General features: G+C 64.9%; 14 protein-coding genes. 3 read left to right on the forward strand and 11 right to left on the reverse strand.

The genetic code is table 11. The annotated features are described in order from the left end of the window. Positions 1 to 50: 50 nt before the first annotated feature. From ACTJK6_RS17445 to ACTJK6_RS17455, 3 genes are all read right to left on the reverse strand, one after another. Positions 51 to 296 (reverse strand): DUF6566 family protein, encoded by a 246-nt coding sequence (locus ACTJK6_RS17445; protein ID WP_440839663.1) that lies wholly within the window; start codon positions 294 to 296, stop codon positions 51 to 53. Then, entirely contained in the window at positions 293 to 475 is a 183-nt protein-coding gene (locus tag ACTJK6_RS17450; protein WP_373407682.1) for a hypothetical protein, read from the reverse strand. Before ACTJK6_RS17450 ends, ACTJK6_RS17445 begins: the two co-directional genes overlap by 4 nt. Before the next feature lie 98 nt (positions 476 to 573). After that, entirely contained in the window at positions 574 to 1443 is an 870-nt protein-coding gene (locus ACTJK6_RS17455; RefSeq protein ID WP_440077960.1) for a manganese catalase family protein, read from the reverse strand. Positions 1444 to 1587: 144 nt separating this feature from the next. Between ACTJK6_RS17455 and ACTJK6_RS17460 the strand changes: the two genes are divergently transcribed. Then, positions 1588 to 2883 carry an Nramp family divalent metal transporter gene (locus ACTJK6_RS17460; protein ID WP_440839664.1) on the forward strand — a complete coding sequence of 432 codons (1296 nt, stop codon included), beginning with the start codon at positions 1588 to 1590 and terminating at the stop codon, positions 2881 to 2883. 33 nt (positions 2884 to 2916) lie between these two features. Here the strand turns inward: ACTJK6_RS17460 and ACTJK6_RS17465 are convergent, their stop codons facing one another. Continuing rightward, the gene (locus ACTJK6_RS17465) at positions 2917 to 3786 is read right to left on the reverse strand and encodes an NmrA family NAD(P)-binding protein (RefSeq protein ID WP_316871677.1); all 870 of its coding nucleotides are present in this window, start codon (positions 3784 to 3786) and stop codon (positions 2917 to 2919) included. 131 nt (positions 3787 to 3917) lie between these two features. Next, positions 3918 to 5120, reverse strand: coding sequence for a DUF2252 family protein (locus ACTJK6_RS17470; protein WP_440839666.1), 1203 nt, complete (start codon positions 5118 to 5120; stop codon positions 3918 to 3920). A gap of 192 nt (positions 5121 to 5312) precedes the next feature. Here ACTJK6_RS17470 and ACTJK6_RS17475 point away from each other — a divergent pair, with 192 nt between their 5' ends. Further along, positions 5313 to 5738, forward strand: a complete 426-nt coding sequence (locus ACTJK6_RS17475; RefSeq protein WP_232039144.1) for an HU family DNA-binding protein — start codon at positions 5313 to 5315, stop codon at positions 5736 to 5738. 78 nt (positions 5739 to 5816) lie between these two features. On the opposite strand, the gene ACTJK6_RS17480 is transcribed toward ACTJK6_RS17475, so the two are convergent. The 5 genes from ACTJK6_RS17480 to ACTJK6_RS17500 all read right to left on the reverse strand — a co-directional run bounded on the left by ACTJK6_RS17480 (position 5817) and on the right by ACTJK6_RS17500 (position 11293). Then, positions 5817 to 6800 carry a hypothetical protein gene (locus tag ACTJK6_RS17480; RefSeq protein WP_316871680.1) on the reverse strand — a complete coding sequence of 328 codons (984 nt, stop codon included), beginning with the start codon at positions 6798 to 6800 and terminating at the stop codon, positions 5817 to 5819. A gap of 161 nt (positions 6801 to 6961) precedes the next feature. After that, complete coding sequence (locus ACTJK6_RS17485) at positions 6962 to 7606, reverse strand: DUF2894 domain-containing protein (protein ID WP_440839667.1); 645 nt, start codon at positions 7604 to 7606, stop codon at positions 6962 to 6964. Then, positions 7584 to 8237, reverse strand: a complete 654-nt coding sequence (locus tag ACTJK6_RS17490) for an OmpA family protein (RefSeq protein ID WP_206274768.1) — start codon at positions 8235 to 8237, stop codon at positions 7584 to 7586. Before ACTJK6_RS17490 ends, ACTJK6_RS17485 begins: the two co-directional genes overlap by 23 nt. Beyond that, the gene (locus ACTJK6_RS17495; RefSeq protein WP_440839668.1) at positions 8234 to 10540 is read right to left on the reverse strand and encodes a DUF802 domain-containing protein; all 2307 of its coding nucleotides are present in this window, start codon (positions 10538 to 10540) and stop codon (positions 8234 to 8236) included. Before ACTJK6_RS17495 ends, ACTJK6_RS17490 begins: the two co-directional genes overlap by 4 nt. Positions 10541 to 10558: 18 nt before the next feature. Next, on the reverse strand, positions 10559 to 11293 hold the full coding sequence (locus ACTJK6_RS17500; protein ID WP_440839669.1) for a DUF3348 domain-containing protein: 735 nt from the start codon (positions 11291 to 11293) through the stop codon (positions 10559 to 10561). A 300-nt stretch (positions 11294 to 11593) separates the two neighbouring features. Between ACTJK6_RS17500 and ACTJK6_RS17505 the strand changes: the two genes are divergently transcribed. After that, positions 11594 to 12748, forward strand: coding sequence for a methyltransferase (locus tag ACTJK6_RS17505; RefSeq protein WP_440839670.1), 1155 nt, complete (start codon positions 11594 to 11596; stop codon positions 12746 to 12748). Between the two features lie 9 nt (positions 12749 to 12757). Here the strand turns inward: ACTJK6_RS17505 and ACTJK6_RS17510 are convergent, their stop codons facing one another. Beyond that, the gene (locus ACTJK6_RS17510; protein ID WP_440839671.1) at positions 12758 to 14020 is read right to left on the reverse strand and encodes a TIGR03862 family flavoprotein; all 1263 of its coding nucleotides are present in this window, start codon (positions 14018 to 14020) and stop codon (positions 12758 to 12760) included. Positions 14021 to 14155: the final 135 nt, after the last annotated feature.

Genomic DNA, 14155 nt, shown 5'->3' on the forward strand with positions numbered 1-14155 from the left:
ACGGCGACGCCGTCCTCCACGCCCGGCATGACGGCGTCGAACAGCAGGACTCAAGGCCACTCATGCGTCAGCAGCAACCGCGCCTGTTCCATCCCATCTCGAACGGCCTCGCCTTCGGTATACCAGCCGCGCCACGTCTGGGATATTTCCCGGATTTGGAACTGCCGCTCGCCGTTTGCGACAGCAATGCGCGGCACCCACACGCCCTGCGCGTCCTGCTCCGCGCTGACCGTGGCGGTATGGCCGGCACACTCGAACCGCACCTCGCCTTCGCGCGCCGTATCGCTCGCCATCATCGCTTTCCGTTCAAGAAAGGGTGAGGCGGATTGACGCCCGAATACATCAGCGCGAGTGGTTGCGCACCCGCCCCGAACACACCTGCGGGCAAGCCACGGGCGAGGGAGTACATGGCAATCACGGCAAGAGTGAGCGCCGCGATCGCAAGCAGTTCTTGCATATGCATGAGCGTCTCCATGTCTGTTCGAGCTTGAAACAGCCAGTGCCTGGCGTAGACGCAATGTCCAGGCCCGAGCGGCGCAGCACCCGGGCCTGGGTGCGGTCGTTACGTGGACGTTACGCCTTCGTTTCACCAAGCTCCGCGCCGGTCGTCGGATCGACAGCAGGATCCGACGCCAGGCGCGTCTTCATGGCTTCAAGCGCTTCCAGCTCGGCGTCGGTCAGGTTGACCGATGCGTTGCCGTCCCCGCCGTCGACGGGCACGGGCGGGTCCGAGACCAACTCGAGGCCCGTGCCGCTATTCCACGGCGCCTGCACGATGGGGCCACCGCGCGACATCTTGAAATACGCGTCGCTGAACTCAGGCACCGGCGGCCGCTTGCCCGGGGGAAAGTTGCCGTTGATGGCATACAGCGCTTTCTCGAACGACTTCTGGTGCGACACTTCGCGCGTCATGAGAAAGCCCAGCGCGTCGCGCACACCGGGGTCATCGCTCACGTTGATCAACCGTTCATAGATGATCTTGGCGCGTGCTTCGGCCGCAATGTTCGAGCGCAAGTCCGCCGTCGGCTCGCCCAGCGAATCGATATAGGCCGCCGTCCACGGAACGCCCGCCGAGTTCGTCAACGACGGGCCGCCGCCATAAAGCACCTGCGTCACATGGCTGTCGTTACCGGCGCCATTGAGCTTGCGATACAGCTCCGCCTGCTCGTCCACCGCTTCCGCCAATTCCCCTTTCGCACCGCGATTGAGCATGGCGACGATGGTGCCGATGATCTCCAGGTGGCTCAGTTCCTCCGTCGCGATGTCGTAGAGCATGTCCTTGCGGCCTGCATCTTCTTCTGCCACGGCTTGCGTGAAGTAGCGCATGGCGGCAGCAAGCTCGCCTTGCGGGCCACCGAACTGTTCCAGCAACAGGTTGGCCAAGCCTGGATCGGTTTCGCTGACCCGAACGGTGTACTGCAATCGCTTGTTGTGCATGAACATGGGTGTTCTCCGGGAATGGGTGGGTGCCTTCATGGCGCGTCCCTTCTCCGCAACACCCGTTCCATCGCACGCTGCACGCTTGCCCTGCGGGCAATCAGGTACGCGCGTTGCGAAGGGCCCTGCGCCACCTATCCGGGAGATTCCATGGACGACACTCTCGCGCTTGAACGCGACACCTCTTCTGCATCGCGATGCGTCGTCGCCCACGCACGCGAAGCGCTGGAAGGCCGGCGACGCGGTTGGCGCACGTGCATCCCGTTTGTGGGCCCGGCCGTGGTGGTTTCAGTTGCGTATACCGACCCGGGCAACATCGCCACCGGCATTGAAGCCGGTGCGCGATACGGGTATCAGTTGCTCTGGGTTGTGCTCGCGTCCAGCTTGGTGGCGATGCTCTTCCAGATGCTCTCTGCACGGGTGGGCATTGTGACGGGCCAGAATCTGGCGCAGCTCTGTCGCACGCATTTGCCGGCACCTGCCCGCCTTGGCATGTGGCTGCTCAGCGAGCTTGCGGCCATGGCGACCGACCTTGCGGAGTTCGTCGGTGCCGCTGTCGGCATCGCGCTCCTGACGGGAATGCCGTTGCTGCACGCCATGGTTGTCGCCGGTGTGCTGACCTATCTGCTGCTGATGCTGCAGGCGCGCGGGTTCCGCCATGTCGAGCTGATGATCGGCGCGCTGGTGGCCGTGATCGGTATCTCTTACATCATCCAAGTGTGGATCTTGCCTGTTTCGTGGACGGCCGCCCTTCGGCAAACCCTGGTCCCCACAGCACTTCCACCCGATGCATTCATGGTGGCGGCGGGCATTGTTGGGGCCACGGTGATGCCGCACGCGCTCTTTCTGCACTCGGGGCTGGTCAATGCGCGTGTACGCCCACGCAGTGCATCGGAGACGTCGCAACTGCTTCGGTATTCCAACCGCGAGGTGGTGGCCGCGCTAGCCGCTGCTGGCTGCATCAATCTCGCCATGGTGGTGGTATCAGCGGGCGCGTTTCACGGCGCACATGCGGAGGTGGCCGGCATTGAGGATGCCTATGTCACGTTGGCGCCGCTGTTCGGGGCATCAGCCGGGCTGGTGTTTCTGGTTGGGCTGATCGCGTCGGGGTTGTCCAGCTCGGTGGTCGGCACACTGGCGGGGCAGATGGTACTGCAGGGTTTCCTGCGTGCGCGCTTGCCGGTGTGGATGCGCCGGCTGATCACCATGGTGCCTGCGTTCATCGTCATCGGGGCAGGTATGGATGTCACGCGCGCCCTCGTGCTGAGCCAAGTCATTCTGAGCATGGTGGTGCCGTTTCCCATGGCGGCGCTGATCTGGTTGGCGCGCCGGCCCGACTTGATGGGACAGCATGCAGCCGGTCACGGTCTGGTAGTGCTGGCTGCGGTGGGCGCCGTGCTGGTTGCGGGGTTGAACTGTGCGCTGCTTGCCCATCTCGTCGCCTAGCAATGTGCGACGGCGCTCATTTCGGCGGCCTGATCATGCGAGCGCCGCCTGCACTACCGCCGCTGCAATGAAATCTGCCAATGAGACATGGCCGCGCACAACGTCGCTCAACATGTCGAAACCCTCGTCCAGAGTCACGGCGGTCATCCGTACGTAGGCGCGGGCAGCTTCATCAGAGAAGCCGAGCCCTTTGTAGATCGTTTCCCAACGGTCGCGTGGCGCAACTTCCACCGCCACACCACGGCCAAGCGTGCGCGCCATGGCTTGTGCAACATCCTGCGGTGTGTAGCGCTGCGGGCCCTCCACATAGCGCACGCCCACGTCTTCCACTGGTGTCAGGAGCCGCGCCGCCGCTGTCTCGCCCAGGTCGGCCGGTGCCACCATCGGCATCGGCATGTCGGCGGGGAACATGCTCGGCAGCTTGCCCGTCTGCGTAACCGTCTCAAGCAGGCCGGCCCAGTTGGTCATGTAATAGGCGCCACGATTGATTGCGGCCGGGATTGGCTGGCGACGCAAGCCCTCCTCCAATTCCCACAACGTCGTCAGGTCGCCGATGCCCTGCCCGGGGCGCGCGCCATAGGTTGACGCGGCCACCACCTTCTCCAGCCCTGAATCCTCCAGTGCCGCGAGAATGTTGGCGATCGTCCGGCGCTCCGCCGCATCGGTGTCGCCGGCAATATCGGCAGGCGGGTTGAGGAGGAATGCGCGCCGCCCGCGCCGGAATGCCGCCCTTAACGAATCGACGTCCTCCACGTCGGCCATCGCGACCGATGCACCTTTGTCCCGCCAGCGACCTGCGCGCTCGGGCCTCCGGGTCAGGATCGTCACCTGTTCCCCGCTCGCCAGCAGCGTTTGCGCAACGGCGCCCCCCACGTGTCCGGTTGCACCCATCACCACGTACATCGCGCGTCTCCTTGATGTCTTGGCTGCGTACCCGAGCAGCCCAGCGCCATCGCCATGGATGACTTGCGATGGTCTGAATGCCTCGCAAGCAGCGTTTGTGCCTGCGGATGGATGCGTGGCAGCGCATCGGATCAATCAGCCCAGGCGCGACAGTGCTCAAGATACTGGCGCTCGTGCAGCCCGAGCAGATCGACAATCGAAGACCACAGCCAGAACGGCGCATTGATGGAACGTCCGTGACGCGCCTCCAGCTCGCGGTGCCAGGCCATGGCGACATCTCGCGGCATCTGGCTGCCGTGTGCAAGGCCCACGACATTGCCCAGATACGCAGCCAATACCGTGGCGTCCTTGTGCTCCAGCTTGTCGACGGACAGCTTCATATCTTGCGGTTGAAGCTCACGCATGAAAAAGCTGCTGCCGAGCATGCGTCCCCATGCCATGCGATCACCCAGGTCGGGAGAGAGACGACGCGCGCCCGTGACCACGCGCTCGCCGTTGATCCGGGGCATATCGCGTGCGCAGGCACTGGGCGCTGCGGCTTTTCCCGCCTCCTTGATGTCGATCAGCCGATACCGCGGCCCGCGATCCTGGTCGACTGCCAGCAAGACGGCATAGCGCCGCTGCCCGAGCGAGCTGCAACCTTTGACCCAGTACGCCGCATCGACGATGCTGACGGAGGCTTCCCCAGGCATTTCGTAAAGGCGCGCCACCAGGGCAAGCACTTCGTGCTGGCTCACGAGTTGTTTCAGTTCGCGCCGTTCCTCGCGAGAGAGCGGCCAGAAATGGCGCCCGAGAGGAATGGTGGGGGACGTGCCGTCGAGCCGGTCCTTGGCCAGTTCTTTCCACGTGCGCGCTATCGCTGCCTTCATGGCCGTGCGCACGGACGCGGGGCGCGGCGGCAGGTGCGCCGCCGCATCCGGATCGATACCGTGCAGGTAGCCCGCCATCAGCGCTTCCACCATGCGTGCGGTCACGATGCCGGGCAGGTCCGACCCGCGGGCGGCCGTCGCCAGCGACACGCCAAGCCGAATCAAGTCGTGCGCGGGATTGCCCAGTACGGTCTGGTCCATATCCCGGATCTGTATGTGCGTGGCGCCAGAGGCATCGCCAACGGGGCCAAGGTTTCCGACATGGCAATCGCCGCAAATCCAGATGATGGGCCCTTCTGGGAACGTGTGCGGCTGCACCTCGCTCAACCACTCGTAAAACCTCACGGTACTGCCGCGAACGTACGCATGGGTCGAGCGCGTCATCTTGGATTGACGCAGCCGGGTGAGCACGGGCGCGCGATTCTTGGGGCTCACCACGCTACGCGACGATTTTCGTTGGGCCATGCTTGTGCTGAACTTGGCACGCTTGATCTGGTTGATGGACACCCCAAACCGCATGCAATAAGCGTTCCCTGCCCACCGGACAGTGGAGATAACACCTCAACGGCGCTGAACCTTTGCTATGCTTGCTCGAAGCGCGCTGCACAGCGTTGCTTCCATTGAATGGTCAACTTTACTCAACCATCTATTCTCACTATGGCCACCAAAACCAAGACCGCTGCCAAGACCGCTGCAAAGAAGGCCTCGCCGGCTAAGAAGGCCGCTCCGGCAAAGAAGCCTGCCGCAACGACGCCGACCCTCAAGCCTTTGAAGGACACGTTCACCAAGGCGAGCCTGGTGAGCCATCTGGCTGAACAAGCTGCCGTCGACGCCAAGGCGGTGAAGGCGGTGCTGCTCCATCTGGAGAACACCATCGTGGCTTCGCTGCACAAGAAGGGCGCCGGTGAATTCACGCTGCCGGGCCTGTTCAAGGTGACGTCGGTCAAGGTGCCGGCAACCAAGCGCCGCTTCGGCAAGAACCCCTTTACTGGCGTGGACCAGTGGTTCGAAGCCAAACCGGCAACCGTGCGTGTCAAGGTCCGCGCCCTGAAGAAGGTCAAGGACGCAGCCATCAACGGCTGAGCGCAGCCACAAAAAAAAGGGAGCTTCGGCTCCCTTTTTTTTTGCGTGTCTGCCGGCTGGACTAACCGGAAGTGAGGCTCAGTTCTGTGTCAGCGGGTTAAGTGCCGTGCACAAGAACCCCGCGCAGTTCGTGGGCTGGAAGTAATACGACGCAGCCGTCCCGAGCGCGAGGTCGCCAAAGTAGGCGATGCCCTGCGCGCCGAGCGTATTCGACTGCTGCACGAACGCCGCGCTGCTCGCTTGCATGGCGGCCGACTGATACGTGAACGTCGGCGATTGCGTCTGATCCTTCACGTAGATCCAGGCCACATCGGTGCCGAACGCCAACTCACCCTTCCCGCGATAGCCCTTGGCGCCTTCGCTATTTGCCTGTGCGAGGAAACTCGCCGCGCTGGCTTGCGGCGCCAGCGCGTCGTACGTATACGTCGCGCTGGACGCGTTGTTCTTCATGTACAGGCTCGCGCTGGTCGAGCCCAGCATGATCGGGCCCACCAGCCAATAGCCCGACTGCCCCTGGCCGTTCGCCTGTGTGAGAAACGCTGCCTGACTCGTCGGCCAAGCAGCGGCCACGTAGGTGTAAGTCGCTGACGAGCCGCCATCCTTGCGATAGAGGTTTCCGTATGTCAGCGGCCCTTCAAAGCGGTAGCCGCGCGCGCCCTCGCCGTTTGCTTGCGCGATGAAGGTCGACTGAGTCGTCTGCGCCGCGGCCAGTTCGTACGTATACGTTTGCGCAGCGCCGTCGTTGACGAAGATCGAACTCGTCGTGTTGGTCGTTGCGTTGAACATATCGCTCAGATAGCGGAAGCCCTTTGCGCCTTCAGCATTCACCTGCGTCAGAAAACTCGCTGCGTCGGGTGCGGGCGTCAGCGCTTCGTAGCGCAACGTCAGCGTGCTGCCTGAGGTGCCACCACCACTGCCGGATCCCGAGCCCGAACCCGAACCCGTGCCTGCACCAGTACCGGAACCCGACCCGGAGCCGGTCGCTACCGTGGAGGACGAATCGCCACCACCACAAGCCGTGAGCGCAACACAAGTCAGCGCAATGAGCGCAACGGTTTTCATAAGTTCACCTCGGCAGAGAAACAAACGGATTTTGGAATCCAGCCGCGCCTCATCCGGCGCAGCGGCACATCGATGAAATGAAAATATACCGATCTATCTCATTTCAACGGTGATCGTTTGTTAACCTATGTCGCCTTTCAAAGGATTTACTGCTGTGACGGCTAGCGCGCCTTGCCCCGCGCGGCCTTGCCGCCGCCGCGGGCAGCGTCCTGGCCAACGAAGGGGCCGTCCCCGCTCATGCGCTCCAGCCACGAAAGCGCGTCCACATACGACAAAAACTGCCGCAGATAATCGGGGGACACCTCGCGCATCAATAGCAATGACCGGTGCACAAGACTGCTCGAATTCAGCGGACCGGCATTCACCGGCACCTTGTCCAACGCATCGCGCAACTGTTTCTCGGCGCTGACGCGGGACCAGGTGTCCCGCACGTCTTCGAGAATCTTCAGTTCCGGCAATGCGTGCAGATGATGCCCCGGACCGCCGTCCGCAGCGCTCACGACATCCGTGCGTTCACGGTTGGCAATATCACGCAGCAGTTCGGACAGCACGCTGCCGGAAGGTGCCTCTGCGCCGGTCGCATCGGACATCACCGTCGCGCGATCGACCTCTTTTGCATAAGCCGCCATCAGCGCGCCCAGGCGCGCATCGAGAATGCGCCGCGCCTCGCCGGTTTGATCGGCCGTGCGCCGATGCAGCGCTTCGATAAAGCAAAAGCGCACGCGGTCCAGGCGGTCCGCGCCACTTGCGCGCCAACTGTCGAGCGTGGCTAGCGTGGGCAAATCAGTGCGGCTCACGGCGTCCACCGTTGGAAGCGGCCTGCCTTGGAACAGGCGCGATCTCCACCCGCCGGTTCTTGGCGCGCCCCACGTCGTCTGCATTGGAACTCACCGGCTGCTGCGAACCAAACGCTGCCGCAAACACGCTCGACGCGGGAATGCCTTCGTCAATCAGCGCGCGCGTTACGGTCAGTGCGCGCTTGGCGGACAGCTCCCAGTTATCTGCAAACAGGCGGTTGCCAGCACGCACCTGCTGGTCGTCAGAAAAGCCGCTCACCATCAGGATCTCTTCACGCGATGTGAGATACGCGGCCAGCGGCCCCGCCAAGCTCTTCATCAGCGCGCGGCCCTCGGGCTGCAGCTGGTCGGAGTTGATCGCGAACAGCACATTGCCATTGATGCCAATGCGCCCGTTGACGAGTGTCACGCGCCCCGCCGCCAGCGGGCCGGCCAGCGCCTGCTCCAGCGTCTTGCGGCGCTGCGCTTCGGCCTCGCGCTGCTTGACCTCGTTCTCCAGCTTGGACGACAGCTCCAGCTGCACGCCGATCACGCCCACCAGGATCAGCACGAACGCGCCCAGCAGCACCGACATCAGATCGCCAAACGCGGCCCAGACCGGCGCTGTGGCGTCGATGCCACCGTCAATCTCGTCGTTCATGCCGCTTCGGTCCCGGCCAGCGCGCGCTGATCACCCAGCCGCTGCAGGTCTTCCAGGATCTGCTTCTGAGACAGCATGCTCAGGTCGATCACCTCACGCGCCTGCGCCACGTAGTAGGCAAGCTGTTCGTCGCTGCGGGTGAGCGACTTGTCGAGCGCGGCTTCGATGCGCTGAAGCTGTGCCGCAAGCTTGTCGTTCGATTCGCCAAACAGCTGCACAGCCGCACCAAAGGCCTCGCCCAGGCTCGCCACCTCGACCGCGCTGCCGGTCACCTGCGCCGCCACCGCGCCAAGCTTGCCGGTCTCGGCTTCCACCCGATCGGTAAACCGCACGCCCACGCGCTCCAGCAGATCTGCCGACGTTGCCACCAGCGCATCCACCGCCGTGCGCTGCTCGGTCGACGCATGGTTGACCGCATCGAGCAGCGTTTCCAGCGTACCCAGCAGGCGCGCACGCTCGTCCAGCATCGCGGTATCGCGCACCATGCTGTCGGACAGCTTCTGGCGCAGTTCGGCCACCACTTCCGCTGCCGCCTTTGGTGCTTCCGATGCGGCCTGCACCAGGCGAGAAATCTCGCCGATCGTGTTGTTGGCGTGCGCCTGCGTTTGCGCGGAGATATCGCGCGCGGTTTGCGCCAGTGCGTCGCAAATCTGTTGCTGACGGCTCGCGGTATCGGCGCCTGTCTTCTCCCACGCCTCGCTCAGCTTGGCGGCCATCGTGCCGAGTGCATCGGTCCAGGCCGCCAGACGTTGCGCGTCGCGCGCTTCCAGCGCAGCTTGCAGCGTGGCATGCGATTGGCGCGATGCGTCCTGCTGCGAAGCGATATCGCGCGCGGTCTGCGCCAGCGCATTGCAGATGTCTTGCTGACGATTTGCCGTATCGGCGCCCGCTTTCTCCCACGCCTGGCTCAGCTTCTCGCCCGTGGCGCCGAGCGCCTCGGTCCAGACCGCCAGACGTTGCGCGTCCCGTGCTTCCAGTGCGGCTTGCAGCGCCGTATGCGACTGGCGCGACGCGTCTTGCAACGCCACGGCGTGTTGCTCGAACGTGGCGGCAGCGGCCTCCAGCGCGCGCTGGTTCCGGGCGGCCAGTTCGGCGTGGGCCTGATCTTGGCGGGCAAGCGCATCCGCCCAAGCGGTGGACAAGCCGCCCGCCGTGGCGTTCAGGCGGTCGGTTACGCCATCGAGCAACCGCGCCGAGCGTTGCTCGAATGTTTCAGCAAACCGGTCGAGCGAGGCACCGACTTGGCCAACCAGGGCTTCGCTGGAACGTTGATGCGCCGACAGGGCGTTGTTCCAGATGCCGGAAACCGTCTCGGCCGTGGCTTCAAAGCGGGTCGACAGGCCATCCAGCTGACGCTGCACCGCGTGCGTGACCGTTTCCTGCAGCGCCGCCGATTCACGGGCGAGCCCCGCCATCGTCGTTTCCACCACAGGCTGCAGGGCGGCGGTCGCAAGGCGGGCGCTCTCCGATGCGCTGTCTTTCAACGACTGCCCCACCGAGGATGCAAGCTGGCTGTAGGCGGCTTCCGTCTTGTCGAGAAATGCCTGCTGGGCGGTGATCTGTCGCGCGCCGCTGGCCGCACTCTGCTGCTCCAGCGACGCCATCATCGCCTGCAACCGGTCAACCAGTGCGGGCATCACATCGGATTGCCGCTGCAGGAGCTTGAACGTCTCTTCACGCTGATGCGCGTGCGAATAGATGCGCAGCGTGGTCGCGATCTTCGTGTCGAGCGCCTGGACTGCCTGCAGCCGCTCGCGCCGGCACAGCGCCGAGAGCAACCCCAGCATGGCGGATGTCGCCACACCGGCAATCGAGGTGCCGAACGAGAATCCCAACCCCTTGATGGGGGCGGCCAGCGATGCGCGGATCGCCTGCAGATCCGTCGCGCTCTCCAGCGCCGCACCTGTGCCTTTGAGCGTCACCACCATACCGAGCAGCGTGCCCAGCATACCGAGCAGCACCAGCAAGCCCACCAGATACGGTGTCAACGCGGGCGCAGGCAGCGCAACGCGCTCGCCTTCCACGCGCAGGCGCACGGCATTGCGCAGACTCGGGTGCAGTTGGTCCAGCCAGGTAGCCAGATTGGGCGGTGCCTCGGACAGCCCCGTCACGGCCTGCGCAACGGTGCTCGTGGCCTGACGATAGCGGCGCAGCTCGAGCGCGCCTGTTACATAGACGGCACCGATCACGAGCGTGACCGCCAGCGCCAGCAGGTTTCCGCCGACGACGTAGCCGCCGGCAATCCACCCCAAGGCCGCCAGCCCGACAAAGAAAACGATGAGATTCAGGTGAAGTCTGGACATGAATGGTGTCTGTCCCGCTTAGCGGGGGCGAAGGGCTGCGAGCAACCCGTCGATCGGTTGAAAACGAACATCAAGCTCGGCCAGGAGCACGCTCTGCATATCCTTGCGGAACGCGTCCAGCCAGGCGCGGGATGTGGATGGGGTGGCCTGGCCCTCTGCGGGCAACTCGGCCTGCCGCTGCTGCTCAGCCGCGCGCAAGCGCTCGAAGTACGGCCCCAGCATCGACGGAATGGCCCCCAGCAACGAACGTTCGCGGCCGGCGAGCGCCTGCTCCATGCTGGCATCCAGCACCGCAAGCCGCGCGAGGTCGGGCGTCCTGGCAGCCAGCAGGCGACGCAGACGGGCACGCAGGTCGCCGATCTCCAGTTCCATGGTCTGCTGCATCAACACATAGCGCTGCCGAAAATCGGCATAGTCGACCACCAACGGTACCGATGGGTTCTGAATCGGCGCGCGTGGCCCAGGCCTCGTCTCTGGCGCGCAACTGGACGCGATGGATTTCGTCAGCGCCGCACGGACACGGCTGCCGATGGTCTCGGCGTCGGGACCGACAGGCCGCCTGCTGGAGGCACTGGCCGGCGGTGCCGCGCTCAATGCCGACGACAGCGTGATGGCATCCGTCCAACTGAGCCATTGGCTCAACCGGTCGGAAAGCGGCTGCGCGGATGCGGAAACGTCGACGTCCGCCAGGCGAGCAAGAATGCGGATCAGCGCAGGGGCGCTGAGCGCCCTGCGTTGCTGGACGTGCGCCATGCTACGAGTGCCGAAAAAAGGCTGGAGTTTACACTGCCTGCCGGGTCGGACTGGCGTCTTTGGGTGGCAGAAGAATCACTTCGCCCGAAGAATTGCAGCGATCCATCGGCTCGCCGCCGATAGCGGCCCGCCTCTTCGCGCGCATAGCCTGGCATCGGGTCTTTTTCTGACACAGGCCCCATCGAAACCGCGTCAGTGCAGCGACGCTCGGGTCGCCCGCCCACATTTGTGCGATCACGCCGACAGCGGTATCGTGTCGCCCACGACCGCACCCTCCCCCGCCTTCCGCCCATTTCCCCCGTGACCGACCACCCCACCCTGACCTGGACCGACGACCGCCCTGAAGCCAGCAGCGACGCCGTCCATACCGCCCTCTGGCGCTCCGAAGCCGGCAATCCGCCGCCCAAGCGCGTGGTCATCGCCGACGATCGGACCACCGCCGATGCCGCCTACCGCCTCGCGTGCGAAGGCACCGCACTGCTATGGCAGGGCGATTTCCAGAACGCGCGCCAACTGCTGCAGGCGATGTCCCGCCGCACCGATCGCAAACCCGGCAAGGCACGCAAGGAACCCACCTCGCCCATCGATGCGTTCAACCTGCACCGGCAGGCGCAATCGCAGCGCGCCCGCACGCTCGGCATGCTGCTGATTCCGCTGGATGCGGATTACACGATCCCGCTGCGCCGCGCCCCCGACATGCGCGAGGCCTGCACGGAGGCCTACAACACGAGCAACGCCGCTTCCGTCGTCTCGCTGCGTGAGCTGCTGGGCCTGATCGGCGCGCATGAGTGGCGCAAGAAAGGGGTCGAGATTCCCGCGCTCGGTGGTGAGCGCATTCACCCGCACTATGGCGTGTTCTCGCCCGTGCGCGGGGAATACATCGAACTGGTGGCGAAGGCGCCGTTGCCTTCAAAAGCGCTGGCATTCGACATCGGCACGGGTACAGGTGTGCTGGCAGCGGTGCTGGCCAAACGCGGCGTGAAGCGCGTCATCGGCACGGACCAGGACCCGCGTGCCCTGGCCTGCGCCCGTGAGAACGTGGCGCGCCTTGGGCTGCAAACCCAGGTCGATATTGTTGAGGCCGATCTGTTTCCCGAAGGGCGTGCCCCGCTGATCGTGTGCAACCCGCCGTGGCTGCCCGCGCGGCCAAGCTCGCCCATCGAGCGCGCCGTTTACGACCCTGACAGCCGCATGCTGCGCGGCTTCCTGGACGGGCTGGCCGCCCACCTGGAGCCCAATGGCGAAGGCTGGTTGATCCTGTCGGACTTTGCCGAGCACCTGGGCTTGCGCACGCGCGATGCCCTGCTGGCCATGATCGACGCTGCCGGCCTGCAGGTTGTTAGCCGGGAAGACATCAAGCCGAAGCACCCGAAGGCGTCCGATGAGAACGACCCGCTCTATCGCGCCCGTGTTGCCGAGGTGACATCGTTGTGGCGCTTGAAGGCGCGCCAATAGGCCAGCAATTCAGCGCGCCATCTTCGCCAGGTAGTCGAGCGCGCCCTGCCCTGCAGCGGCGCCGCTCGCGAAGCACGCCGTCAGCAGATAGCCGCCGGTCGGTGCCTCCCAGTCGAGCATCTCGCCTGCGCAGAACACGCCCGGCAGCCGCTCGATCATCAGCTTTGCATCCAGCGCTTCGAACGCCACGCCGCCTGCGGTGCTGATCGCCTCGTCGATGGGCCGAGTGCGTGTGAGCCGCAACGGCAACGCCTTGATGGCCTTGGCCAGTTGCGCAAGATCGGCAAACGCCTCCTTGCTCAGGCACTCGCGCAGCAGGCCGAGCTTTACGCCCGTGATATTCAGCTTGCTTTGCAGATGACTCGACATCGAACGCGCGCCGCGCGGGCGCATCAGTTCATCGCTCACACGTTGCGCGCTCCAGCCTGGCGCAAGGTCAAGCCAGATCGTCGCACTGCCCTCTGCGGCCAGCGCATCGCGAATCGGGGCTGACAACGCATAGACGAGGCTGCCTTCAATGCCGGTCTGCGTGACGACGAACTCGCCCTGGCGGAATTGCAGCGCACCCTCATTGCCCGACGGCAAACCGATGGCGACCGACTTGACCGGCTGCCCCGCAAAACGCTCCTGGAAATACGCGCTCCAATCGGCATCAAACCCGCAGTTGGCAGGCTGCAATGGCTGCACCTGCACGCCGCGCGCCTCCAGCAACGGCACCCAGGCGCCGTCGGAGCCCAGGCGCGGCCAACTGCCGCCGCCCATGGCCAGCACCACGGCATCGGCTTGCACCAGCCGTTCAACATCGGCGGTTTCAAAGCGCAGCACCTGCGCGTGGTCCGACGGTTCTGCCCACCCTACCCAGCGATGCCGCATGTGCAACTGCACGCCCGCCTCGCGCAGCCGGTGCAGCCATGCGCGCAGCAGGGGCGCGGCCTTCATCTCGGTCGGAAACACCCGCCCCGAACTGCCGACAAACGTGTCGATGCCCAGCTCATGAATCCACGCACGCAGAGCGTCCGGGCTGAAGCGGCCGATGAACGGCGCCAGCGCCTCGCGCCGAGTGCGATAGCGCCCGAGGAACGCGTCGATCGGCTCGGAATGCGTGATGTTCATCCCCCCAATGCCCGCCAGCAGGAACTTGCGCCCGGCCGAAGGCATGGCATCGAACACTTCCACACGCACGCCGTTGCGCGACAGGACTTCAGCGGCCATCAGCCCGGCAGGGCCGGCACCGATCACGGCAACGAGAGGAGCGTTAGGTGTTTCTGACATGCGGGGTGGACGGGTTCATGCGGGACAGACAAGCGGGGCGCTATTGTCACATCCTGCCCGAGCGCGGGCAAACGAGGCCGCGGGTGGCGGCCACTGACGTGCGCTTGCCGTCGCCCACTGCGCTTTTCGGTAAAC

It is taken from the genome of Ralstonia sp. 22086, from assembly GCF_052045975.1.
In the GTDB taxonomy this organism is placed as follows: Bacteria; Pseudomonadota; Gammaproteobacteria; order Burkholderiales; family Burkholderiaceae; genus Ralstonia; species Ralstonia wenshanensis.

Bases quoted from the DNA above. Each gene is read 5' to 3' on its own strand.
- ACTJK6_RS17500 (WP_440839669.1), bottom strand. From the start codon at position 11,293: ATGGCGCACGTCCAGCAACGCAGGGCGCTCAGCGCCCCTGCGCTGATC.
- ACTJK6_RS17475 (WP_232039144.1), top strand. From the start codon at position 5,313: ATGGCCACCAAAACCAAGACCGCTGCCAAGACCGCTGCAAAGAAGGCC.
- ACTJK6_RS17470 (WP_440839666.1), bottom strand. From the start codon at position 5,120: ATGGCCCAACGAAAATCGTCGCGTAGCGTGGTGAGCCCCAAGAATCGC.
- ACTJK6_RS17445 (WP_440839663.1), bottom strand. From the start codon at position 296: ATGATGGCGAGCGATACGGCGCGCGAAGGCGAGGTGCGGTTCGAGTGT.
- ACTJK6_RS17480 (WP_316871680.1), bottom strand. From the start codon at position 6,800: ATGAAAACCGTTGCGCTCATTGCGCTGACTTGTGTTGCGCTCACGGCT.
- ACTJK6_RS17495 (WP_440839668.1), bottom strand. From the start codon at position 10,540: ATGTCCAGACTTCACCTGAATCTCATCGTTTTCTTTGTCGGGCTGGCG.
- ACTJK6_RS17455 (WP_440077960.1), bottom strand. From the start codon at position 1,443: ATGTTCATGCACAACAAGCGATTGCAGTACACCGTTCGGGTCAGCGAA.
- ACTJK6_RS17465 (WP_316871677.1), bottom strand. From the start codon at position 3,786: ATGTACGTGGTGATGGGTGCAACCGGACACGTGGGGGGCGCCGTTGCG.
- ACTJK6_RS17510 (WP_440839671.1), bottom strand. From the start codon at position 14,020: ATGTCAGAAACACCTAACGCTCCTCTCGTTGCCGTGATCGGTGCCGGC.
- ACTJK6_RS17450 (WP_373407682.1), bottom strand. From the start codon at position 475: ATGGAGACGCTCATGCATATGCAAGAACTGCTTGCGATCGCGGCGCTC.
- ACTJK6_RS17460 (WP_440839664.1), top strand. From the start codon at position 1,588: ATGGACGACACTCTCGCGCTTGAACGCGACACCTCTTCTGCATCGCGA.
- ACTJK6_RS17490 (WP_206274768.1), bottom strand. From the start codon at position 8,237: ATGAACGACGAGATTGACGGTGGCATCGACGCCACAGCGCCGGTCTGG.